The organism is Pseudomonas sp. B28(2017) (assembly GCF_002113025.1).
Taxonomy (GTDB): Bacteria; Pseudomonadota; Gammaproteobacteria; order Pseudomonadales; family Pseudomonadaceae; genus Aquipseudomonas.
This window is the reverse complement of record NZ_NEJH01000017.1, coordinates 21,654-41,068: the sequence shown is the minus strand read 5'-3', so window position 1 is coordinate 41,068 and position 19,415 is coordinate 21,654. Positions and strand designations below refer to the sequence as shown.

The following is a 19,415-nucleotide window of genomic DNA, read 5'->3' as shown; positions in this document are numbered from 1 at the left end:
ATCAGGTGTAAACCCAAAGCACGCGGGTCGGTTGGTCGGACAGGTTGCCGTAGCGGCAGTGCGCATGGCTGGCCAGTTGAAAGCTGTCGCCGGGATGCAGGGTCACCGGTTCGTTGTCGTCGAGCCACAGGGTCAGCTCCCCTTCCAGGACATAACCGCCCTGCTCGGAGCTGTCCTTCATGTGCCGGTCGCCGCTGCTGGCACCGGGCTCCAGCCGGCTTTCGAGCATCGAGAACGAGGCGCGCATTTTTGGCGAAACGAGGATGTCGGTAATGCCATCGGCGTAGTACAGCGTACGGCGCTCGTCCGGGCGGGTGACCCAGGACAGGACCATGGGTTTGGGCAGGCTGTAGAAATAGGTGGTCGGCACACCCAGGGTTTCGCTGATGGCGGTCAGGTCCGCCACCGTCGGGCGCGACAGACCGCGCTCGACCTGGGACAGGAAACCGACGGAGCGACCGATTTTGTCCGCCAGTTCCTTCAGGGTGTACTTCTTGTGTTTGCGCAGGTCCTGGATCAGGATCGCCAACGCCGAGATTTCTTCTTGCATGTCCATCTTGAGGCTTCCAGAAAGTGTCGCTTCAAATACTGTCGCGCAGTCGATACCAGGCCTTGCCGATGGCTTCCAGCGGCGCGGCCAGGTATTTGCCGCCGGGAAAACTGCCGTTGTTCAGGCCCTGGTACAGGGACAGCTCGTCGGGTTGACCGAGTACCGCGTCGGACACCGCTCGCGCCGCGGCCAGTGTCGGCAGCACGCCATGCCCGGAATAGCCCTGCATCCAGTACAGGTCGCCCCGTCGTCCGATATCCGGCGTGCGTTTGAGGGTCAGGTCGATGTGTCCGCCCCAGGCAAACTCCAGCTCGACGCCCGTGAGCTGCGGGAACACGCGCTCCAGGAACGGCCGGGTCGCCGCGGCAATGTCCTTGGGCATCCCGCCCAGGTAAGTGCAACCGCCGCCGAACAGCAGGCGGTTATCCGGGGTGCGCCGGAAATAATCGAGCACGAACTGGTTGTCGGTCACGCACACGTTGCTCGGCAGCAGCGCCGTGGCTTGCTCCGTCGTCAGCGGCGCGGTCGCGACCTGATACGTCCCGACCGGCAACACGCAACTGGCCAGTTGCGGGTCGAGTCGATCGAGGTAAGCGTTGCACGCCAGCACCAGCACATCGGCGCGAATACGACCGCGCTCGGTGGTCACCACAAAGCCATCGCCCTCCTCGCCATAGCTCAGCGCCTTGCTTTGTTCGTGGATGCGGCCACCGGCCCGCTCAATCGCATCCGCGAGGCCCAGGGCCAGTTTCAGCGGGTTCAAATGCCCGCCCTCGGGATCGAACAGACCGGCCTGATAACGCTCGCTGGCGACCCACTGTGGCAAATCACTGCGCTCGATAAATTGCAGTTTGTCGTGTCCCCACTTGTGGCTCGCCTCGTGTTGCCACTCGGTCAGCAGCCCCACTCGTCGCAGCATCACCGAGGTCCAGAGATGGCCGGCGCGGTAGTCGCAGTCGAACTCATGGCGACCGGGCAAATCACGCAGTTCGCGCGCGGCCCAGCGCATGCCGTCCCACAATCGCCGTGCCCGTTCGTATCCCAGCGCCGCTTCCAGCGGTGGCATGTCGCACGACCAGCCGAGAATCGCCTGCCCGCCATTACGCCCGGACGCGGCCCACGCCACCCGGCTGGCTTCGAGCAAGGTCACGCGCTTGCCGGCCAGTGCCAGGCGCAACGCTGTGTGCAAGCCACTGAAACCGGCCCCGATGATCAGCACTTCGGTGTCTTGCTCACCTTCCAGTGCGACTCGTTCGACCAGACGATCGGCGCAGGTATGGGCGTAGTAACTGGCGACATGCCGGGTGGATTGCTGAAACATACGGCCTCGTGAAATTTTGTATTTGTAATTTCATGAAAAAATACACGGTAAATTTCACGCAGGCAATCAAGACGTAAAAAATCCCGCTCAGGCGAACCCGAGCGGGATTTTTTCTTCAGACGCGATGTTCGAATCAGGCCACAGGAATCATCGGATCCGCCGAAGCCAATGCAGTGGCACGGTCGGCCGCTGGCGGGTAGATCCACTGGGTGTTGATCTGAGTCTTCAATGCCTTGGCTTCATGCTTGACCAACTTCACCTGACGATCCCAACCCTCGGTGTACACCGCGCCCCAGGCGCCCAGATCGAGGCAGGTCACGTATTTCGGCTGGCTGTACGGCGTCGGGTCGACACCGAGAATCTGCGCGGCGACGTTGTTGCCGGCATGGCGGCCCAGGGAAATTGCGTGCTGACAGGTCATCAAGGCGTAGTTGCCGATCTCGTCACTGGCCGCACAGGCAACGTCGCCGGTGGCGAAGATGTCGTCCTGGCCTATGACTTTCAGGTGTGCGTCGACATGCAGGCGGCCCAGGTGATCGCGTTCGGCCGGAATCTGCTCGGTCAGGGAGCTGGCGCGAACGCCGGTGGTCCAGACCACGGTTTTGGCATCGATACGAGCACCGTCGGACAGGGTCACGCCGTTGGCATCGACCGACACGACCGAGGCTTTCAAGTGCCATTTCACGCCGGTCGCCACGCTGGCTTCGACGATCGACTCTGCGATTTGCTCCCCCATCGAGCCGCCAACCTTGTCGCCGCGGTCAACGATGATCACATTGATATCGGCATGGTCGCCGAAGATGGCCCGCAGGCGGGTTGGCATTTCAGTCGCGGTTTCGATCCCGGTGAAACCGCCACCGGCCACCACCACCGTGTTGCGTGCCTTGCTTTCAGGCTGACTGGCCAGCGCCTTGAGGTGGTTTTCCAGACGCACGGCCTGTTCGATCTGATCGACGTCGAACGCATGTTCGGCCACGCCCGGAGTGCTCGACGAAGCCAGGCGACTGCCTGTAGCCAGAACGAGTTTGTCGTAGCTGCACACTTGTCGGGTCCCTGCGGCATCGACATAACCGACCTGCTTTTGCTCGACGTTGATGGTCTGCGCCGCACCCTTGATGAACCTGACCCCTACAGCATCAAACAGATCGCCAATCGGCGCAGCCAGTTGGTGGGCGTTCGGCTCGTAGAAGCGCGGACGTACACGCAGCTCGGCCTGAGGAGCCAGCACGGTCACTTCAACGTCGTCGTGGCCGTGAATGTCGAACAGACGCGTGGCGCTCAATGCGGTCCACATGCCACCGAAACCTGCGCCGATCACCAGAATGTGCTGTTTCATTTTTAACTCCAGAAGATAAACAAATGTTGTCGATCGTGATGGGTCACGCTCATCGGGAGCGGGAATGAGGTCGGTATGTTTCGAGAACCGCTCACCTGTACCGCCCGAATAACTACGACTGTATTGATCCTAGTTAAATCCTGCAATCCGTTTTTTTTGATGGCCGCCATCGAAAGCGCCGATGCCTCGCCAGAAAAGGCTCAAGAACGCGCATAACGCCGACTTTTCAAACTGAAAAAGAAAATTTCGGACGCAACGATTCGTTGCCCGGTCTATTTCAGGCTGCTAGAATTGGCGACTAATCAAGTCGGAGATTTGTATGTCTCTTTACAGCGCGGGTGTCGAGTACGGCATCCACTGCCTGCTTTTTCTCGTAGGCAATGGTGGCGACTCTCGCGAGGCGAGCGTACGTGACCTTGCCGAACTGCAAGGCGTTCCCCTGGACTATCTGGCGAAAATCTTCACCAAACTGGCCAAGGGCAAACTGGTGGTCGCCACCGAGGGCATGCGCGGCGGCTTCAAGCTGGCCCGGCCCGCTGACGAAATCACCCTGCTGGATATCGTCAACGCCATCGACGGTCGCAAGTCGATTTTCGATTGTCGGGAGATTCGTGGCCGTTGCGCTGTGTTTGACGGCGCCCCGCCTGAATGGGCACTGGACGGTCCGTGTGCGGTCCATGGCGCGATGATGGTTGCGCAGAAACGAATGGAAGAGGCCCTCGCCCAACAGACCATCCTGGACATCGCCAGGAAACTCGGGCGCAAAGCCCCACCGGAATTCGGTGTAAAGGTGGAAAACTGGATGAACGAGCGTCGGGAACGCAAAAGCGGCGCTCAGGGCAGTGAGCAACTCATCCCCACGACTAGCCTTTCAGACTGATCCACACACAAAAAAACCGGATGCACGCCAGGCATCCGGTTTTTTTTCACGCTCCCGTGCTTACAAGCAGTCGCGGACGATTTTGCGCAGGTCGCCGGATTTGGCCCAGGGTGGCCCCTGATACAGCGAAATCTGGCTGCCATCCTTGTACTTCACGATATCCAGCACTTCGTCGGCCGTGATCACGCTGGGTGCGGTGATCCGGTATCCGTTGGATATCGAAACCTGGGTCGTATTCGGTACTTCCTGTTGCCAGGCAGGCAAAACACACGCCGCATACTCTTTTGGCGCCTTCGCGCTGTGCTTGCTGACATTCGGCTCGCCCGGAACCAGCGACGCTGGCAACGAACACCCGGCCAGCAGTGCCAGCGCGACTCCCCCCATCAACATCCGCATGCTGCTTCCTTAGATTCGAAAAAAGAAAATGTAGCTCGCCGCCGGCCTTACATCCATCCAACGATTCGGCGACTGTCATTGATATCGGCTCCACCCGTTAGTTCCTTGAATTCAGATGAGCCATCCATCTTTCTTGAGCAGGACAGCGTACTTTCACGTTCGCGTTTATTTTCCCGACCGAAGGAAACCCCACTGATTCAGACGAACACAACATCCAGTCCGGCAAACAGGTCTAAAATTCCGGAGTGCAGTATTCAGGAGATCATCATGTGGCTTAACGAATCGGAACAGCAGCTTCGGCGTGATCTGCAAGGGCTTGCGTCAGATTTGCGCTGGTCGGCAGTGGAGCTTCTGCGCATAGAGGAGCAATTGCGCCTGCTCGGGAGCGAAGCCGACGCACAAGCCGTTAAAAGACTGTGTTCTTTATTTCAGGGTGATGAAGCAAAACTGTCCGGCTATGCCGAGGAAGTGAAAGCCAAGGTCATTAGCCGCAACAAGGCTCAATAGCGGGAGCGCTGCCATGAACAGGCCTCTATTCACGCTGGTCGTTGCACTGACCGCGTTGGCAGGCTGCAGCACCAACTCGATCTACCAGGACCAGCCGCTGGTTGCGAAAGTCGACACCGGCATGAGCCAGGAGCAAGTCCGGCAAATCGGCGGCCAGCCCCTGGCGGTCAGCGATCGCACCGTCGAACCCGGTACGTGCTTTGACTACCGACTGACTCAGGCCGGTCATCAGCAGGCGTACAACGTCAGCTTCGACGGCCGTGGCATGGTTGACCACAAGAGCTTCATGACCTGCGCGGAATGGAGCCACATGCAGCAAAAAGCCCGGGAACCTGCCCGCAGCAGCGGAGGCGGAGGCTACTGACCCTGCCCCATACAGCAAAAGCCCCGGCGGACCGGGGCTTCAAGCCTGCCTTCATTTAGCCTGGTCGCTGCGCGCAGGCCGGGTGGTTCGCGCCCTGTAGCCGGGCAGTGACGCGGCAAACGCCAGTGCCTCTTCTCGACTGTCGAACGAGCCAAGCCGGTCGCCCTGGGTGCATACCCGCCAGGGGCCGTTGTTCACGCTGAGTACGTCGTAACCGTTCATGTGCATTTTGTTCAACATCGAAACGCTCATAGTCACCTCCTCCCGGGCAGTGTTCTCAGGTTGGCTTGCTTACCTTACACCCACCCTTCTGTGAAATACCGACCAGACGTCGCCAGGAAAATTCCCCATTCCGGTTGCATCTGGACCCTAGCCCTCGGCCAACGCCGTCGCAGCCCTGTCGATCAATGCCGCCACTTCGGCGGGCATCGACGCCAATGACGCATGGCTGGCATTCAAGGTCAGAATCTCCCGGGCGTTCAGCCGCTCGGCCATCCATTGCTGGTTTTGCGGCGCGATCATCCGGTCTGCGCTGGAAACCTGATACCACGATGGTTTTTTCTTCCAGGCCACGTTGCTGAGGGTGTCACCGAAGGTCCTGGCCAGCGGCGCTTTCTGGGTGAGCCCCATGACCACCCCTTCGGTCGCCGGCAAGTCCTGGCAGAAGCTTTCATGATAGAGCTCAGGCTTGACCCATAGGTATCCATCGCTGTCGGGAGCCAGGTTGGCCGCCGCCGCAGGCAGATGCCGTTGCGTGATGCCACCGGGGCTTTCACCGGCATCCGGCGCGAAGGCGGCGATGTACACCAGGCCCACCACATTTGGCTGGTCGCCGGCTTCGGTAATCACCGCACCGCCATAGGAGTGCCCCACCAGCAGCACCGGCCCCGGCACCTGGGCAACCATCTTGCGCGTACGCTCGGCATCCTCGGCCAGGGACGTCAGCGGCAACTCGACGGCACGAATGTGCGTGTCACCCCGGCTGAGCAATTTGACGATGACCTTGTTCCAGTGGGCAGCGCCGCCCCAAAAACCATGGACCAGCACAATCGTGGGTTTGACACTCATCACCATGTCTCCGTTTTCGGATGGGGTTGTTTGTCGCTCGCCTCAGCCCTGATCGCCGCCGCCCACGGGCATGACCATGCCGGTGATATAGGACGCTTCGTCGCTGGCCAGAAACAGAATAGCCCCCGCCTGTTCATCCAGCGTGCCATAGCGTTTCATCAAACTGCTGTCGAGGGTCTGGTCGACGATCTGCTGGTACCAGTGTTTTTCCTGCTCACTCTGCTCGGCACCGTTGCGCGGTATGCGTCGCGGCGGTGCTTCGGTGCCGCCCGGTGCAGTGGCGTTGACCCGCACGCCACGACCGGCGGTCTCGAACGCCAGACAAGCGGTCAAGGCATTCACCCCTCCCTTTGCCGCACCGTAGGGCACGCGGTTGAGACTGCGGGTGGCGATGGAGGATACGTTGACGATCGCCCCGCTGCCCTGCTCCAGCATGAACGGCAGCGCCGCATGGCAACACCACAAGGTCGGGAACAACGAGCGGCGTACCTCGGCCTCGATCTGCGACGCTTCATAGTGCTCGAACGGCTTGGCCCAGATCGTGCCACCGACGTTGTTGATCAACACGTCGAGACGACCGAATCGCTCGACGGCGGTTTGCATCACCCGGCCGCATTCCTCGTATTGCTCAAGGTCGGCGGTCAGGGCCAGAACCTGGCTGGCCGGCGCCAGGTGTTGCTGCACTTCGAACACCAGCTCGGAACGATCCACCAGGATCAGCTTCGCCCCTTCCGCGGCCATACGCTCGGCCACCCGCCGCCCGATGCCTTGGGCAGCGCCGGTGATCAGTGCGACTTTTTCGTGAAATCTGTTCATGGACACCTCAAATAATTCCGGCCAACCAGGAAAATGCCGGCCAAACCCGGTCCTGTGGGAGCGAGCCTGCGCGCGATAACAGCCTCACAGACGACAACAATGTTGAATGTCCGGGCCTCTTCGCGAGCAGGCTCGCTCCCACATTGATTTGTTGTAGAAGCAGCTGCCTGCGCAGGACTCAAGCCGCGCTGGCAGCAAATTTTTCGTAGTAGAAATTCGCAGGCTTGATGCCTTGCTCGCCAATGTACTGGCTGACGGCCTCGACCATCGGCGGCGGGCCGCACAGGTAGACGTCGACGTCGCCATCGTTCAAATGCTTTGGCTCGATGTGCTGGGTCACGTAGCCCTTGAGCGGATGCAAGCTCTCGGGGCTGGCGACGCAGGCACTGAAGGTGAAGTTGGGGATGCGCGCCGCGAAGGCTTCAAGGCGGTCGAGCTCCACCAGATCGAAATCGTGGGTCACGCCGTAGATAAGATGCAGCGGATGATCGCTGCCCTGCTCGGCGATCTTCTCCAGCATCGCGGTGAACGGCGCCAGCCCGGTGCCACCGGCCAACAGCAGCAATGGACGACGAATATCACGCAGGTAAAAACTGCCCAACGGTCCGGCCAGGCGCATGCTGTCGCCGGCCTTGGCCATGCCGGTGAGGAAACTGCTCATCAAGCCGCCCGGCACGTTGCGGATCAGGAAGCTGACCTCACCATCGCGCTGCAACGAACTGAATGAATAAGCACGAGTCTGCTCGCTGCCGGGAATCCCCAGATTCACATATTGCCCCGGCAGGAACGCCAGTTTGCTCAGGGCCTCGCCCTTGATCGACAGCGCAATGGTGCTGTCGGACAACTGACGCACGGCGCTGATGGTCGCGTCGTAGCTGGCCTGGCGAGTACGGCAGACTTCCGAGGACGTCGGCACTCGCACAACGCAATCACTCCGGGCGCGCATCTGGCAGGTCAGGACAAAACCCTGCTCGGCCTCTTCGGGGCTGAGGGCGTCTTCGATGTACTCCTCGCCCAGATCGTATTGGCCAGCCTCGGCAAAACACTTGCAGGTGCCGCAGGCGCCGTCGCGGCAGTCCAGCGGGATGTTGATGCCTTGGCGGTACGCGGCGTCGGCCACGGTTTCGCCGGCATTGGCGTCGATGAAACGGGTGACGCCGTCTTCAAAGTTGAACGCGATGGAATGGGTCATGACGGCCGCCTCACAAGTGGTAAACATCGATGACCTGGCGAACGTAGTCGTTCTTCAGGATCACTTTCTTGGCCAAGATCTGCGGGCTTTCACCGCGCACGTCGAGGGTGTAGAAACTGCTGCCGAAGTAGCTGTCGACGGTCTTGTAGCGAAAACTCAGGGTGTGCCAGTTGAAGCGCACCTTGCACAAGCCGTCGGCCTGTTCGAGCAGCTCGATGTTGCTGATGTTGTGAGACGTACGGGTGTCCGGCACGCTGGCGCTGGAGCGCTCGGTCTTGATACGAAAGATGCGGTCTTCCAGGCCGGTGCGGTTGCCGTACCAGATCAGCGAGATTTCCCGCTGCGGGTCTTCGGTCAACTCGTCATTGTCGTCCCAGGACGGCATCCAGAACGTTGCGTCCGGGGCGTAAAGCTCCAGCCACTCGTCCCACTGCCGGTCATCGAGGTAACGCGCTTCGCGGTAGAGAAAGTCGCGCACGGTATCAAAGCAAATGCTCATTGCACGTCCTCCACGGCGATCAACTTCGACTGCTCGGCCGCCAGGGCCTTGAGCATGGTCTGCTGCCAGTACTTGTGTTGCAGCACGAACAGGCCCTCGTCTTCGGTGCGTACGCCGCTGAGCAGCGGGTGCAGGTCGATTTCTTTCGCCGCCTCGTCGGCGCCTTCAATCCAGTGCTCGGCACCACGGGACATGTCGTTCCAGGTGGTGACGCTGCCCTGGTAGCTGGTCTGGCAGGAACGGAACTCCTCCAGATCGTCGGGCGTGGCCATGCCGCTGACGTTGAAGAAATCTTCGTACTGACGAATCCGGCTGGACCGCGCGTGGTCGCTTTCACCTTTGGGGGCGATGCAGTAAATGGTGATTTCCGTGCGGTTGACCGAGATCGGCCGGGCGATGCGGATCTGCGAGCTGAACTGGTCCATCAGGTACACGTTGGGGTACAGGCACAGGTTGCGTGAATTTTCGATCATCCAGTCGGCGCGGGCCTTGCCGAAATCCCGGGCCAGCTCATCGCGACGTTCGTACAGCGGACGGTCTTCCGGGTTGGCCCAACGGGTCCACAGCAGCATGTGGCCCTTGTCGAAGGAATAGAAACCGCCGCCCTGCTTGGCCCAACTGCCGGCGCTCATGGTCGGATTGCTGTCACCGGCTTCGCGCTGCTTGCGCTGGTTCTGGGTAGCCGCGTAGTTCCAGTGCACGGAGCTGACGTGGTAGCCGTCGGCGCCGTTCTCGGCGGTGAGTTTCCAGTTGCCTTCGTAGATGTAGCTCGAGGAGCCGCGCAGCACTTCCAGGCCATCGGCGGACTGGTCGACGATCATGTCAATGATCTTCGCCGACTCACCAAGGTGCTCGACCAGCGGCAGCACATCGGCCTTGAGGCTGCCGAACAGGAAGCCGCGATAGGACTCGAAACGCGCCACGCGGGTCAGGTCGTGGGAGCCTTCGCAGTTGAAGCTTGCCGGGTAGCCGGCGTTCGCCGGGTCTTTGACTTTGAGCAGCTTGCCGGAGTTGTTGAACGTCCAGCCGTGGAACGGGCAGGTGTAGGAGCTTTTGTTGCCGGACTTGTGCCGGCACAGGGTTGCGCCGCGATGGCTGCAGGCATTGATGAACGCGTTCAGTACACCGTCCTTGTTGCGTGCGATGAAGATCGACTGGCGCCCCATGGTGGTGGTGTAGAAATCGTTGATGTTGGGGATCTGGCTTTCATGGGCCAGATACAGCCAGTTGCCTTCGAAGATGTGCTGCATCTCCAGATCGAACAACCGGGGATCGGTGAACATCTCGCGCTTGCAGCGATAGAGGCCCTGCTCGGGATCGTCTTCAAGCAGGGAATGCAAATATTCGGGTCGCAGGGTCATGGCCGCCGCCTCCATTGTTATTGTTCAGGCAGGGCCATGCTAGGACGGGGGATCAGACTGGAATATCCGCGGGGTGCAGACCTTTATCCGTTTTGTGCAGAGGGTATTGGATGAGAAAGGCTAAATCTGTGGCGAGGGAGCAAGCTCTGCTCAATGCCGGCGCTTGAGGGTATCCGACGGCAACTCGCCGAACTGCTTGCGGTAGCTGTCGGAGAATCGTCCCAGGTGCAGGAAGCCGTAGTCCATCGCCACCTCCGTGACGTTGCGCACGTTGCAGGTCGGGTCGCTCAGGCAGGCATTGATGCGTTCCAGACGCTTCTGGCGCAGGTAGTTTTTCGGCGTCAGGCCGGCATTGCGCTCGAACAGGCCATACAAAGAGCGCAAACTCATGTGCGCCTGTCGCGCCAGTTCCTCGCTGTCGATGTCCCGCTTGAGGTTGCTCGCGATATAGTCGGCAATGGCTTCGAAGGTGGCGGCCTGGGAACAGGGTTCGAGACGGCTGACGTTGGTTTTCATCAGACTCAGCATTTTGCTGGTGATGATCTGTGCGTAATGCTCCTGCACCCTGGGAATCTGTTCGATGGCCTCGGCTTCCTGGCAAATCATCGCCAGCAGGTTGACGAAACCTTCCAGTTCATTGAGCTGATAACGGTTCTCCAGGAACCGTATGCCCTGCCCCGGATATCGCCACCGCTGCTCGTTGCAGACAGATTCGAGCAATGAGGTGGGGACTTTGAGGATGAATTTTTCGCAGTCGTCCGAGTACGTCAGGTCGACCGGATCGTCGGGGTTGATCAGCAGCAACTCGCCGGGGGCGAAGTAATGCTCCTGCCCGTGACCGCGCCACAGGCAATTGCCCTGCAACAACACTTGCAAGTGATAGATGCTTTCCAGCGCGCCCGAGGTGACGCGAACGCTGCCGCCGTAGCTGATACGGCACAGGTCGAGGCTGGCGAACTTGCGATGATTGAGGCTGGCCAGCGGGCGCCCGGCCCGGGGCATCAGGATGCAATGATTACCGACATGCTGATTGACGTAGCCCGACACCGCGTAGGGGTCGGCGTGGTCGAATACGGTGCTGCGCTGACTCAACAGTTGCGCTTGCATCATCGGGTCACTCTCGTTTTTGTTATCGGTTGCGTCGGGGCATTCTAAAGCAGTACTTGCTACGGCGTATCAGTGGGCTGACCTGTGGGCCTTCACAATGAAACCTGTAGGAGCGAGCCTGCTCGCGATGGACTTGAGGACGCCGCGGGGAATCAGGCACCCAGCGTCATCGTTAATGTCCATCGCGAGCCTGCTCGCTCCTACAGGGAATCAGGACAATCAGTCCTCGAGTGCACGGACCCGCTCGTGGCGCTGCTGCTCTTCAGGCTGGGCGGACGACTGCAGGGTGAAGTCGAACTCGATTTCCGCAAAACGACCGCTGACACCGTACTGCGCTGCACGCGCCTGATCGTCGCTGAAGGTGATTTTGGCGATCAACTCGTCGCGGGTGGCGTAGGCAAAGTCATCGTGCAGGTATTGATCGCCGTCGAGGTTGATCTGGGTCGTCAGGTGGCGGTGATCCGGCGCGGAAATGAAAAAGTGCACATGCGCCGGGCGCTGGCCATGACGGCCCAGTTGATCGAGCAGTTGCTGGGTCGGACCGTCCGGCGGGCAGCCGTAGCCCGACGGCACGATGCTGCGCAAACGATAGCGGCCTTCAGCGTCGGTCACGATACGGCGACGCAAGTTGAATTCCGATTGCGTGGTATCGAAGTACGAGTAGGTGCCACCGGTGTTGGCGTGCCAGACGTCGACGACGGCGCCGGCCAGGGGTTCGCCAGCGGTGTTGAACACGCGGCCTTGCATGAACAGGGTCACGCCCGGATCGACTCCATCGTCGAGGCGCGCTTCGCCGAGCGACAGCGGCGCACCCGCCACGTACAGCGGGCCTTCGATGGTACGCGGTGTGCCGCCGGACTTGCCGGCCTGTTCATCTTCAGCGTCCATCAGCAGATCAAGGTAATGCTCCAGACCAAGACCGGCCACCACCAGCCCGGCCTCTTGGCGCGCACCCAGCACGTTGAGGTAGTTGACGGCTTTCCAGAACTCTTCCGGGGTCACGGCCAGGTCTTCGATGATGTTCACCGAATCACGCAGGATGCGGTAGACCAGCGCCTTGGTCCGTGGGTTGCCGGCGTCATTGAGCAGGCCGCTGGCCTCTTCGAGAAATTTCTGGACTTCGGCAGTGTGGGAAATCTTGACGTTCATTTTGAAAGGTTCCTCATCTTGTAATTATTAGCGTAGCGCGCTGAACAGGCGGGGCTCAGCGGTCGTCGTCACGGATGGAAGAAGGATGCCGGCACATCGCGTCGATTTCGATGGCCATGTACGGGAACAGTGGCAATTGCATCAGCAGGTCATGCAGTTCCTGAACGCTGTCGACATCGAACACGCTGTAGTTGGCGTAGTGCCCGGCGATGCGCCACAGGTGGCGCCACTTGCCCTGCTCTTGCAGGCGCTGGGCCAGGGCCTTTTCGTCAGCCTTGAGCCTGGTGGCCGCTTCAGGATTCATGTCGACCGGCAGGTTCACGGTCATTTTTACGTGGAACAGCATTATGCTCTCCTCAGGCTTGATGAATGGTCTTGTCGCGGCGGAAGAACGCCAGGCGCTCTTCATCCAGGCTCAGGCCCAGGCCTGGCGCTTTCGGCACGTGCAGTTCAAAATCGCGATACACCAACGGTTCGCTGAGAATGTCTTCGGTCAGCAGCAACGGGCCGAACAGCTCGGTGTCCCACGCCAGTTTGTTCAGGGTGACAAAGGCATGGGCCGAAGCCATGGTGCCCAGGCCGCCTTCAAGCATGGTGCCGCCGTACAGGGCGATGCCGGCCGCTTCAGCGATAGAGGCTGTACGCAGCACGGCGCGCGGGCCACCGTTCTTGGCGATTTTCAGGGCGAACACCGAAGCCGCGCCTTCGCGGGCCAGGTTGAACGCATCTTCCACGCTTTCGATGGATTCGTCGGCCATGATCGGCGCCGGGCTCATGGCGTTCAGGCGGGCCATGCCGGCGCGGTTGTTGCGCGAGATCGGCTGCTCGATCAGGTCGATTCCGTTGCTGCCGAGGATTCGGCAGGCACGTATCGCGACGGCTTCGTCCCACGCCTGGTTGACATCGACCCGCACGCTGGCGCGATCACCCAGGGCTTTCTTGATGGCAATCACATGGGCCAGGTCGCGATTGACCTCACCGGCACCGATCTTCAGTTTGAAGATGCGATGGCGGCGCAGGTCGAGCATTTTTTCCGCTTCGGCGATGTCTTTTTCGGTGTCACCGCTGGCCAGGGTCCAGGCCACGGGCAGCGAGTCGCGAACACGGCCACCGAGCAATTCGCTGACCGGCAGGCCGAGGCGTTTGCCCTGGGCGTCGAGCAGCGCGGTTTCGATACCGGATTTGGCAAAGGTGTTGCCACGGATGCTGCGTTCCAGACGCAACATGGCGGCATTGACGTTGCCGCTGTCCTGGCCGATCAACAGCGGTGCGAAGTGCGTATCGATGTTGGTCTTGATGCTGTCCGGGCTTTCATTGCCGTAGGCCAGGCCACCGATGGTGGTGGATTCGCCAATGCCTTCGATGCCGTCGGCGCACCGCACGCGAATGATCACCAGGGTCTGGTTCTGCATGGTGTGCATCGCCAGCTTGTGCGGGCGGATGGTCGGCAGATCGACGATGATCGTCTCGATCGACTCAATGGCGGTTGCTAGCATTTCGATACCCGTCAGGTTCTTGAAGTTCTGAGTCGGATTCTCATACGGCTTTTTCCGGGCGGCCAATATAGAATTGGTCTGGCTTGATACCTTAAAGGTATTCAATTGAAAATCCGGAGGCCCCATGGAACTGCGTCACCTGCGTTACTTTCAGGTGCTGGCTCAAACCCTCAACTTCACTCGCGCCGCCGAGCGCCTGCACATTGCCCAACCGCCGTTGAGCCGGCAGATCCAGCAACTGGAGGACGAATTGGGGGTGATGCTGCTGGAGCGCGGCCGACCGCTGAAGTTGACTGACGCCGGACGGTTTTTCCATGAGCACTCCACCGCCCTGCTCGAACAATTGAACAAGGTCTGCGACAACACACGGCGTATCGGCTCGGGTGAGAAAACCTGGCTGGGTATCGGCTTTGCGCCATCGACACTGTATGGCGTGCTGCCGGAACTGATCCGACGGTTACGCAGTGGCGAGCCACTGGAGCTGGAGTTGGGTCTGTCGGAAATGACCACCCTGCAACAGGTGCAGGCATTGAAGGCCGGGCGCATCGACATTGGTTTCGGCCGAATCCGTATCGACGACCCGGCCATCGTCCAGACCGTGCTCACTGAAGACCGCCTGGTCGCCGCCCTGCCCGCCGGGCACCCGTTGCTCGCAGGCCCCATCAGCCTGCGGGAACTGGCAAGGGAACCCTTTGTGCTGTACCCCGGCAATCCACGGCCGAGTTACGCCGACCATGTGATTGCCCTGTTTGAGTCCTACGGCGTGAGCATCCATGTCGCGCAATGGACCAACGAGCTGCAAACGGCGATCGGTCTGGTGGGGGCAGGAATCGGGGTCACGTTGGTGCCGGCCTCGGTGCAGTTGCTGCACCGCGACGACATCGGCTTCACCCCGCTGCTGGAAGACAACGCCACCTCGCCGATCATTCTCAGCCGACGGGTGGGCGATGTGTCGCCGGGGTTGAACCATTGCTTGCGGATGATTGATGAACTGCTGCCACCGGCGAATTGAGGCAATGAAAACCTGTGGCGAGGGGGCTTGTCGGATCGCCGCACCGCCCCGCCGGGCTGCATAGCGGCCCCATCTGCAGGTTTTCTAATGGGCGTTCCCGCCCCAGATCCAATTCCAGAACCCCGGCAACTCGACCGGCTGTGAAGCGTCGCGTACTGTTCGCGCCATGGCGGCCCGCAGCAACGCGGCCTGATCCTCGTAGAATGGCTTGTCCGCGGTTTTCACCCCGGTCTCCCGGGCGCTGTCGAGCAGTATCTGCAGGTACTCACGGGTATGCCGGGCGGTATAACGGTTGAGGTCGTGAAAGGTCACCACCACCGGAATCACGCCATCGACCACCGGCAATTCGCCGCGGGCAATGCGTTCGCGTACCTCAGACATGGAGCGCAGCATGTGCGACCGGCGTCGGGGGCTGGCGTTGAAGCCCCAGATCTTGCCGTCATTGGCGCTCAAGTCCGTCAGCAGTACATGCAGGCCATGCTGCTGATAGGCAGCGAAAGTACGTTTGTCATAGTTCCAGAATGGCGGGCGCAGCAGGATTGGGCGGGCGCCGGTGATCGCCGCGATGTCGGCGCTGCCATCTGTCAGGGCCTGTTCCAGCTCTTGCGGCTCCAGCGAGCGATGGTTGGTGTGCCAGGGCGTCGCCGTGTGGAAGCCCAGAACATGACCTTCGGCGTGTTCGCGCCGCATGATGTCCCGGCCCAACTCACTGCCGCCGGCTCGCGGTGCGCGGGTTTGCACGAAGAACACGGCTTTGATGCCCGGTTGCAGCGGGTTTTGCGCCAGGCTCTCAAGCACTGTGATAGTCGGATTCCACCAGCTCGATGCGCTGGGGCCGTCATCGAAAGTCAGCAGAAACCGGATGGGGGGTTGCTCGCGCAAACGCTGTTCGGTCTGCGGAGTCATTTCTATCGGTGCTGCGATACAGCCCAGCAGACCCACTGCCAGGGCGCACACCGTTAAACACTTGAACAACTGTTTCATGTTCTGCCTTGGGCCAGACCATCACGGTCGATACTTCAACTGGCAAGAATCCTTCGCCCGTTCATCCGTCATCAGCCCGCATCGAGACGGCGAGCCGAGGTTGGATAAGGTACACAGAGTTTGGTTCCAGTGCTTGCCAGCCCGTTTCGTCGCCACCGACTAAACTGAAAAAAACGCTTAACCAGAGTGCCAGGCCATGTGCGGACGACTGTCGCAATACCGTGGAATCCACGACTTCGTGGCGGTGCTGAGCATCCCCTACGCGCTGATCAACCGCGTCGGCAACGAACCCCTGGCGCACTATAACGCCGCGTCCACCACGCAACTCGCCCTCTTGCATCTGGAGAATGAGCGGCTGCACGCCGACGCCGTGCGCTGGGGTTGGCGCCCGCACTGGGAGACGGATCGCGTGGCGCCGATCAATGCCCGGGTCGATAAAGTCGCCCACGGCCCGTACTTCCGGGCGATCTGGCCCCATCGCGCGATCTGCCCGATTGATAACTGGTTCGAATGGGTCGACGCCGGTGACGGCGACAAACAACCGTGGCTGATTCGGCGACGGAACCGGGCACCGGTTTTTTGCGCGGCCATCGGCCAGTACCCCATCGGCGGAGCCCCTCACAGGGAGCACGACGGCTTCGTCATCCTGACGGCCGACAGCGCAGGCGGGATACTTGACGTGCATGACCGACGCCCGGTGGTGTTCTCGCCCGATCTGGCGCGGGAATGGCTGGACCCGGCTACACCCAAGGAACGAGCCGAGGAAATGGCGCTGTCCCAGGGCGAGGCCAGTAACGTATTTGAGTGGTACAAGGTCGACAAGGCCATCGGCAATATCAGGAACCAGGGCGCCGCGCTGATTAAAGAGGTTCCATGAACTGATCAATAACGACAGTTGTGCAAACTGAAATTCCACAACGTCACATGACAAAGCCCCACTCAATGGCGGGGCCTTGTTGTATTCGCGTGCCGCTCAGAACTTGCGGTCAGGCTCTGACAGTTCCTTGCCGTCGTCAGGATGCTTCCAGTCCGGTACCGAACGCTTCTGTTGCTCTATCTCTTCTTCCGTGGGTTCGTCCTCGTCCTCTTCCTCTTCCAGGTCCGGACGCTTGGGGTCATTGGCCATGTTCACCTCTCTTCCTGAAGGGATCGGTCATCCACTTTAAGCGTAGAACAGTTTCCGTCGACCGGCTCACAGCCACCAGCGCAGCAAAAAGAAGAAGCCCATGCTCAACAGCATGCTGAGCAAGGTATTGCGGGTGTAGAGCACCAGGCCAACGGCGACCAATGAGCTGATCAGATACGGGTTATCCCATTGCAGGTTCAACTGTTTCTCCGGCATGAACACAATCGGCCCGCAGATGGCGGTCAACATGCCCGGTACGGCAAACCCGAGGAATTGCCGGGCATTGCTGCTCAGACGTACAGGCAGTCGCGGTTCCAGAAAAACATAGCGGTTGAGGAACACCAACACACCCATTCCGACAATCACTGCCCAGACCATCATGTGCGTCCACCATAGAATTTATTGCAGACAAACCCGGCGGTCATGCCCGCCAACCCCGAGAGCACCAGCGCCGAGCCCCATTGCCAGTAGCTGAACAGCACCGAGCAGAACAGCGATACCGCCACGCACACCACCGTCGGCACGTTGCGGACCACCGGGGTGATCAGGGCAATGAAGGTGGCCGCGATGGAGAAATCCAGGCCCAGGTGTTCGAGGCCCGGAATACTGCTGCCGAGCACGATGCCCGCCAGAGTGAACAGGTTCCAGGCGATGTAGAACGTCAGCCCCACGCCCAAGGCGTACCAACGGTTGAATTGCTGCTTGTCGTGCTGGCTGGTCAGGGCGAACAACTCATCGGTGAGCAAAAAACCCAAGCCTGCACGCCAGTGCCCCGGTAACGGAGAAATCACCAAGCGCATGCTCATTCCGTAAAGCAGATGCTGGGAGGTCAGCAGTAACGTGGTGAGCAGAATCGAAAAGATCCCGGCTCCGCCCTTGAGCATGCCAATGGCCACCAATTGCGCGGCTCCGGCAAACACAATGCTCGACAGCCCCTGGCCTTGCAGAGGCGTGAGGTTGGCCTCGATGGCCATGGAACCGGCCAGCAAGCCCCAGGGCGCGGTGGCCAGGGACAGCGGCATGATCGCCGCAGCGCCGCGCAGAAAAGCACTGCGCGGCATCATTGAATTGGACATGACGTTCTACAGTCAGGGAAAGACCCCCAGACTTTGCCAGCTATGGCGGCCAATGGCTTGAACAATCTTGCTCACTGATACGACTGCGTGCCATTCATCGGCTGCCCGCTTGATTCGGCAAAGTGCTAGCAACATGATGGCGCTGCATTTTCCTCGAGACAGGTCCTTCATGAGTTCAGCGGAAACCGACAGCGACGTTTATAAAACCCTGCTTGAGTCAACCCGGGCGATTCCCTGGCGCATCGACTGGAAAACCATGACTTTCAGCTACATCGGGCCACAGATCGAGGAACTGCTGGGCTGGAAGCAGGACAGTTGGACTTCGGTCAACGACTGGGTCGAACGCATGCACCCGGATGACCGCGACTACGTGATGGACTTCTGCGTCTCGCAATCGCGGGCCGGTCTCGATCACGAGGCCGACTATCGGGCGCTGACCGACAGCGGCGAGTACGTGTGGATTCGCGATGTGGTGCACGTGGTGCGCAAGGACGGCGAAGTCGAAGCGCTGGTGGGTTTCATGTTCGATATCAGCGAGCGCAAGAAAACCGAAGAACACCTGATTCGCCTGCAAAAGCAGCTCGAGGAGTATTCCTTCCAGGACGGCCTGACCGGCATCGCCAACCGACGCATGTTCGACACCGTGCTGGAACGCGAGTGGACCAATGCCCAGCGCACGGGCTCGCCATTGTCGGTGATCGTGCTGGATATCGATTACTTCAAGCAGTACAACGACCATTACGGCCACATCAAGGGCGACGAATGCCTGCGCCGCGTCGCGCAAACCCTGTCCCTGGCGGCAAACCGGCCACGGGACTTCATCGCCCGGATCGGCGGCGAAGAGTTCGTCTGGCTACTCCCGCAAAGCGATGCCGAGTCCGCCAGGCTGGTGGCGCACAAATGCCTGCACCTGATTCGCCAGCAGCAGATCCCCCATGAGTTCTCGAACGTGTCGAACCTGCTGAGCGTCAGCCTGGGCGTTGGCACCACCGCCGCTTCTGTGCATGCCACGGCGCTGGAATTCGTCGACCAGGTCGATCAATTGCTCTACAAGGCCAAGCACAAGGGTCGGATGCGCGCCGAGTTCGCTGATTTTCGTGATTGACAAACGGCGCGCCGGCTTTTAAAACTGGGCGCCTCACTCAGGGTGTAAGCAAGTATGTCCGCAACCTTCA

General features: G+C 60.4%; 24 protein-coding genes. 6 read left to right on the top strand and 18 right to left on the bottom strand.

Annotation, left to right across the window (positions count from 1 at the left end):
• Position 1: 1 nt before the first annotated feature.
• From CAF65_RS26155 to CAF65_RS26145, 3 genes are all read right to left on the bottom strand, one after another.
• Positions 2–556 carry a helix-turn-helix domain-containing protein gene (locus CAF65_RS26155; protein ID WP_085718882.1) on the bottom strand — a complete coding sequence of 185 codons (555 nt, stop codon included), beginning with the start codon at positions 554–556 and terminating at the stop codon, positions 2–4.
• A 25-nt stretch (positions 557–581) separates the two neighbouring features.
• On the bottom strand, positions 582–1,871 hold the full coding sequence (locus tag CAF65_RS26150; RefSeq protein WP_085718881.1) for an FAD-binding oxidoreductase: 1,290 nt from the start codon (positions 1,869–1,871) through the stop codon (positions 582–584).
• 133 nt (positions 1,872–2,004) lie between these two features.
• Entirely contained in the window at positions 2,005–3,207 is a 1,203-nt protein-coding gene (locus tag CAF65_RS26145; protein ID WP_085718880.1) for an NAD(P)/FAD-dependent oxidoreductase, read from the bottom strand.
• A 319-nt stretch (positions 3,208–3,526) separates the two neighbouring features.
• Here CAF65_RS26145 and CAF65_RS26140 point away from each other — a divergent pair, with 319 nt between their 5' ends.
• Positions 3,527–4,087 (top strand): Rrf2 family transcriptional regulator, encoded by a 561-nt coding sequence (locus CAF65_RS26140; RefSeq protein ID WP_085718879.1) that lies wholly within the window; start codon positions 3,527–3,529, stop codon positions 4,085–4,087.
• 60 nt (positions 4,088–4,147) lie between these two features.
• Here CAF65_RS26140 and CAF65_RS26135 read toward each other — a convergent pair whose 3' ends face one another.
• Positions 4,148–4,483: a hypothetical protein gene (locus CAF65_RS26135; RefSeq protein ID WP_085718878.1), complete on the bottom strand. Its 336-nt coding sequence runs from the start codon at positions 4,481–4,483 to the stop codon at positions 4,148–4,150.
• A gap of 267 nt (positions 4,484–4,750) precedes the next feature.
• On the opposite strand from CAF65_RS26135, the gene CAF65_RS26130 reads away from it, so the two are divergent.
• Both CAF65_RS26130 and osmE read left to right on the top strand, forming a co-directional pair.
• Positions 4,751–4,990 (top strand): hypothetical protein, encoded by a 240-nt coding sequence (locus CAF65_RS26130; RefSeq protein WP_085718877.1) that lies wholly within the window; start codon positions 4,751–4,753, stop codon positions 4,988–4,990.
• Between the two features lie 13 nt (positions 4,991–5,003).
• The gene (gene osmE / locus CAF65_RS26125) at positions 5,004–5,354 is read left to right on the top strand and encodes an osmotically-inducible lipoprotein OsmE (RefSeq protein WP_085718876.1); all 351 of its coding nucleotides are present in this window, start codon (positions 5,004–5,006) and stop codon (positions 5,352–5,354) included.
• Between the two features lie 51 nt (positions 5,355–5,405).
• Here osmE and CAF65_RS26120 read toward each other — a convergent pair whose 3' ends face one another.
• From CAF65_RS26120 to CAF65_RS26075, 10 genes are all read right to left on the bottom strand, one after another.
• On the bottom strand, positions 5,406–5,606 hold the full coding sequence (locus CAF65_RS26120; protein WP_085718875.1) for an SPOR domain-containing protein: 201 nt from the start codon (positions 5,604–5,606) through the stop codon (positions 5,406–5,408).
• Between the two features lie 117 nt (positions 5,607–5,723).
• Positions 5,724–6,422, bottom strand: coding sequence for an alpha/beta hydrolase (locus CAF65_RS26115; protein ID WP_085718874.1), 699 nt, complete (start codon positions 6,420–6,422; stop codon positions 5,724–5,726).
• Between the two features lie 42 nt (positions 6,423–6,464).
• Positions 6,465–7,238: a 1,6-dihydroxycyclohexa-2,4-diene-1-carboxylate dehydrogenase gene (locus CAF65_RS26110; RefSeq protein ID WP_085718873.1), complete on the bottom strand. Its 774-nt coding sequence runs from the start codon at positions 7,236–7,238 to the stop codon at positions 6,465–6,467.
• A gap of 178 nt (positions 7,239–7,416) precedes the next feature.
• On the bottom strand, positions 7,417–8,430 hold the full coding sequence (gene benC, locus CAF65_RS26105) for a benzoate 1,2-dioxygenase electron transfer component BenC (RefSeq protein ID WP_085718872.1): 1,014 nt from the start codon (positions 8,428–8,430) through the stop codon (positions 7,417–7,419).
• A gap of 10 nt (positions 8,431–8,440) precedes the next feature.
• Entirely contained in the window at positions 8,441–8,929 is a 489-nt protein-coding gene (gene benB / locus CAF65_RS26100; RefSeq protein WP_085718871.1) for a benzoate 1,2-dioxygenase small subunit, read from the bottom strand.
• Positions 8,926–10,290, bottom strand: a complete 1,365-nt coding sequence (gene benA, locus CAF65_RS26095) for a benzoate 1,2-dioxygenase large subunit (RefSeq protein WP_085718870.1) — start codon at positions 10,288–10,290, stop codon at positions 8,926–8,928. The genes benB and benA overlap by 4 nt, the downstream gene beginning before the upstream one ends.
• Positions 10,291–10,440: 150 nt before the next feature.
• A complete protein-coding gene (locus CAF65_RS26090; protein WP_085718869.1) occupies positions 10,441–11,400 on the bottom strand; it encodes an AraC family transcriptional regulator in 960 nt (319 codons plus the stop codon).
• 216 nt (positions 11,401–11,616) lie between these two features.
• Positions 11,617–12,546 carry a catechol 1,2-dioxygenase gene (gene catA, locus CAF65_RS26085; RefSeq protein WP_085718868.1) on the bottom strand — a complete coding sequence of 310 codons (930 nt, stop codon included), beginning with the start codon at positions 12,544–12,546 and terminating at the stop codon, positions 11,617–11,619.
• Between the two features lie 55 nt (positions 12,547–12,601).
• Complete coding sequence (gene catC / locus CAF65_RS26080) at positions 12,602–12,892, bottom strand: muconolactone Delta-isomerase (RefSeq protein WP_085718867.1); 291 nt, start codon at positions 12,890–12,892, stop codon at positions 12,602–12,604.
• 10 nt (positions 12,893–12,902) lie between these two features.
• Positions 12,903–14,042 carry a muconate cycloisomerase family protein gene (locus tag CAF65_RS26075; protein WP_178076746.1) on the bottom strand — a complete coding sequence of 380 codons (1,140 nt, stop codon included), beginning with the start codon at positions 14,040–14,042 and terminating at the stop codon, positions 12,903–12,905.
• Between the two features lie 124 nt (positions 14,043–14,166).
• Here CAF65_RS26075 and CAF65_RS26070 point away from each other — a divergent pair, with 124 nt between their 5' ends.
• Positions 14,167–15,054 carry a LysR family transcriptional regulator gene (locus CAF65_RS26070; RefSeq protein WP_085718865.1) on the top strand — a complete coding sequence of 296 codons (888 nt, stop codon included), beginning with the start codon at positions 14,167–14,169 and terminating at the stop codon, positions 15,052–15,054.
• A gap of 84 nt (positions 15,055–15,138) precedes the next feature.
• On the opposite strand, the gene CAF65_RS26065 is transcribed toward CAF65_RS26070, so the two are convergent.
• Entirely contained in the window at positions 15,139–16,038 is a 900-nt protein-coding gene (locus CAF65_RS26065; RefSeq protein WP_085718864.1) for a polysaccharide deacetylase family protein, read from the bottom strand.
• Positions 16,039–16,234: 196 nt separating this feature from the next.
• Between CAF65_RS26065 and CAF65_RS26060 the strand changes: the two genes are divergently transcribed.
• A complete protein-coding gene (locus CAF65_RS26060; protein WP_085718863.1) occupies positions 16,235–16,915 on the top strand; it encodes an SOS response-associated peptidase family protein in 681 nt (226 codons plus the stop codon).
• 96 nt (positions 16,916–17,011) lie between these two features.
• Here CAF65_RS26060 and CAF65_RS28550 read toward each other — a convergent pair whose 3' ends face one another.
• The 3 genes from CAF65_RS28550 to CAF65_RS26050 form a co-directional block, all read right to left on the bottom strand.
• Complete coding sequence (locus tag CAF65_RS28550; RefSeq protein WP_178076745.1) at positions 17,012–17,164, bottom strand: hypothetical protein; 153 nt, start codon at positions 17,162–17,164, stop codon at positions 17,012–17,014.
• A 66-nt stretch (positions 17,165–17,230) separates the two neighbouring features.
• Positions 17,231–17,542: an AzlD domain-containing protein gene (locus CAF65_RS26055; protein ID WP_178076748.1), complete on the bottom strand. Its 312-nt coding sequence runs from the start codon at positions 17,540–17,542 to the stop codon at positions 17,231–17,233.
• Positions 17,542–18,240, bottom strand: a complete 699-nt coding sequence (locus CAF65_RS26050; protein ID WP_085718862.1) for an AzlC family ABC transporter permease — start codon at positions 18,238–18,240, stop codon at positions 17,542–17,544. Before CAF65_RS26050 ends, CAF65_RS26055 begins: the two co-directional genes overlap by 1 nt.
• 169 nt (positions 18,241–18,409) lie before the next feature.
• Here CAF65_RS26050 and CAF65_RS26045 point away from each other — a divergent pair, with 169 nt between their 5' ends.
• On the top strand, positions 18,410–19,345 hold the full coding sequence (locus CAF65_RS26045; protein WP_085718861.1) for a sensor domain-containing diguanylate cyclase: 936 nt from the start codon (positions 18,410–18,412) through the stop codon (positions 19,343–19,345).
• Positions 19,346–19,415: the final 70 nt, after the last annotated feature.

Bases quoted from the DNA above. Each gene is read 5' to 3' on its own strand.
- CAF65_RS26155 (WP_085718882.1), bottom strand. From the start codon at position 556: ATGGACATGCAAGAAGAAATCTCGGCGTTGGCGATCCTGATCCAGGAC.
- CAF65_RS26150 (WP_085718881.1), bottom strand. From the start codon at position 1,871: ATGTTTCAGCAATCCACCCGGCATGTCGCCAGTTACTACGCCCATACC.
- CAF65_RS26145 (WP_085718880.1), bottom strand. From the start codon at position 3,207: ATGAAACAGCACATTCTGGTGATCGGCGCAGGTTTCGGTGGCATGTGG.
- CAF65_RS26140 (WP_085718879.1), top strand. From the start codon at position 3,527: ATGTCTCTTTACAGCGCGGGTGTCGAGTACGGCATCCACTGCCTGCTT.
- CAF65_RS26135 (WP_085718878.1), bottom strand. From the start codon at position 4,483: ATGCGGATGTTGATGGGGGGAGTCGCGCTGGCACTGCTGGCCGGGTGT.
- CAF65_RS26130 (WP_085718877.1), top strand. From the start codon at position 4,751: ATGTGGCTTAACGAATCGGAACAGCAGCTTCGGCGTGATCTGCAAGGG.
- osmE (WP_085718876.1), top strand. From the start codon at position 5,004: ATGAACAGGCCTCTATTCACGCTGGTCGTTGCACTGACCGCGTTGGCA.
- CAF65_RS26120 (WP_085718875.1), bottom strand. From the start codon at position 5,606: ATGAGCGTTTCGATGTTGAACAAAATGCACATGAACGGTTACGACGTA.
- CAF65_RS26115 (WP_085718874.1), bottom strand. From the start codon at position 6,422: ATGAGTGTCAAACCCACGATTGTGCTGGTCCATGGTTTTTGGGGCGGC.
- CAF65_RS26110 (WP_085718873.1), bottom strand. From the start codon at position 7,238: ATGAACAGATTTCACGAAAAAGTCGCACTGATCACCGGCGCTGCCCAA.
- benC (WP_085718872.1), bottom strand. From the start codon at position 8,430: ATGACCCATTCCATCGCGTTCAACTTTGAAGACGGCGTCACCCGTTTC.
- benB (WP_085718871.1), bottom strand. From the start codon at position 8,929: ATGAGCATTTGCTTTGATACCGTGCGCGACTTTCTCTACCGCGAAGCG.
- benA (WP_085718870.1), bottom strand. From the start codon at position 10,290: ATGACCCTGCGACCCGAATATTTGCATTCCCTGCTTGAAGACGATCCC.
- CAF65_RS26090 (WP_085718869.1), bottom strand. From the start codon at position 11,400: ATGATGCAAGCGCAACTGTTGAGTCAGCGCAGCACCGTATTCGACCAC.
- catA (WP_085718868.1), bottom strand. From the start codon at position 12,546: ATGAACGTCAAGATTTCCCACACTGCCGAAGTCCAGAAATTTCTCGAA.
- catC (WP_085718867.1), bottom strand. From the start codon at position 12,892: ATGCTGTTCCACGTAAAAATGACCGTGAACCTGCCGGTCGACATGAAT.
- CAF65_RS26075 (WP_178076746.1), bottom strand. From the start codon at position 14,042: ATGCTAGCAACCGCCATTGAGTCGATCGAGACGATCATCGTCGATCTG.
- CAF65_RS26070 (WP_085718865.1), top strand. From the start codon at position 14,167: ATGGAACTGCGTCACCTGCGTTACTTTCAGGTGCTGGCTCAAACCCTC.
- CAF65_RS26065 (WP_085718864.1), bottom strand. From the start codon at position 16,038: ATGAAACAGTTGTTCAAGTGTTTAACGGTGTGCGCCCTGGCAGTGGGT.
- CAF65_RS26060 (WP_085718863.1), top strand. From the start codon at position 16,235: ATGTGCGGACGACTGTCGCAATACCGTGGAATCCACGACTTCGTGGCG.
- CAF65_RS28550 (WP_178076745.1), bottom strand. From the start codon at position 17,164: ATGGCCAATGACCCCAAGCGTCCGGACCTGGAAGAGGAAGAGGACGAG.
- CAF65_RS26055 (WP_178076748.1), bottom strand. From the start codon at position 17,542: ATGGTCTGGGCAGTGATTGTCGGAATGGGTGTGTTGGTGTTCCTCAAC.
- CAF65_RS26050 (WP_085718862.1), bottom strand. From the start codon at position 18,240: ATGTCCAATTCAATGATGCCGCGCAGTGCTTTTCTGCGCGGCGCTGCG.
- CAF65_RS26045 (WP_085718861.1), top strand. From the start codon at position 18,410: ATGAGTTCAGCGGAAACCGACAGCGACGTTTATAAAACCCTGCTTGAG.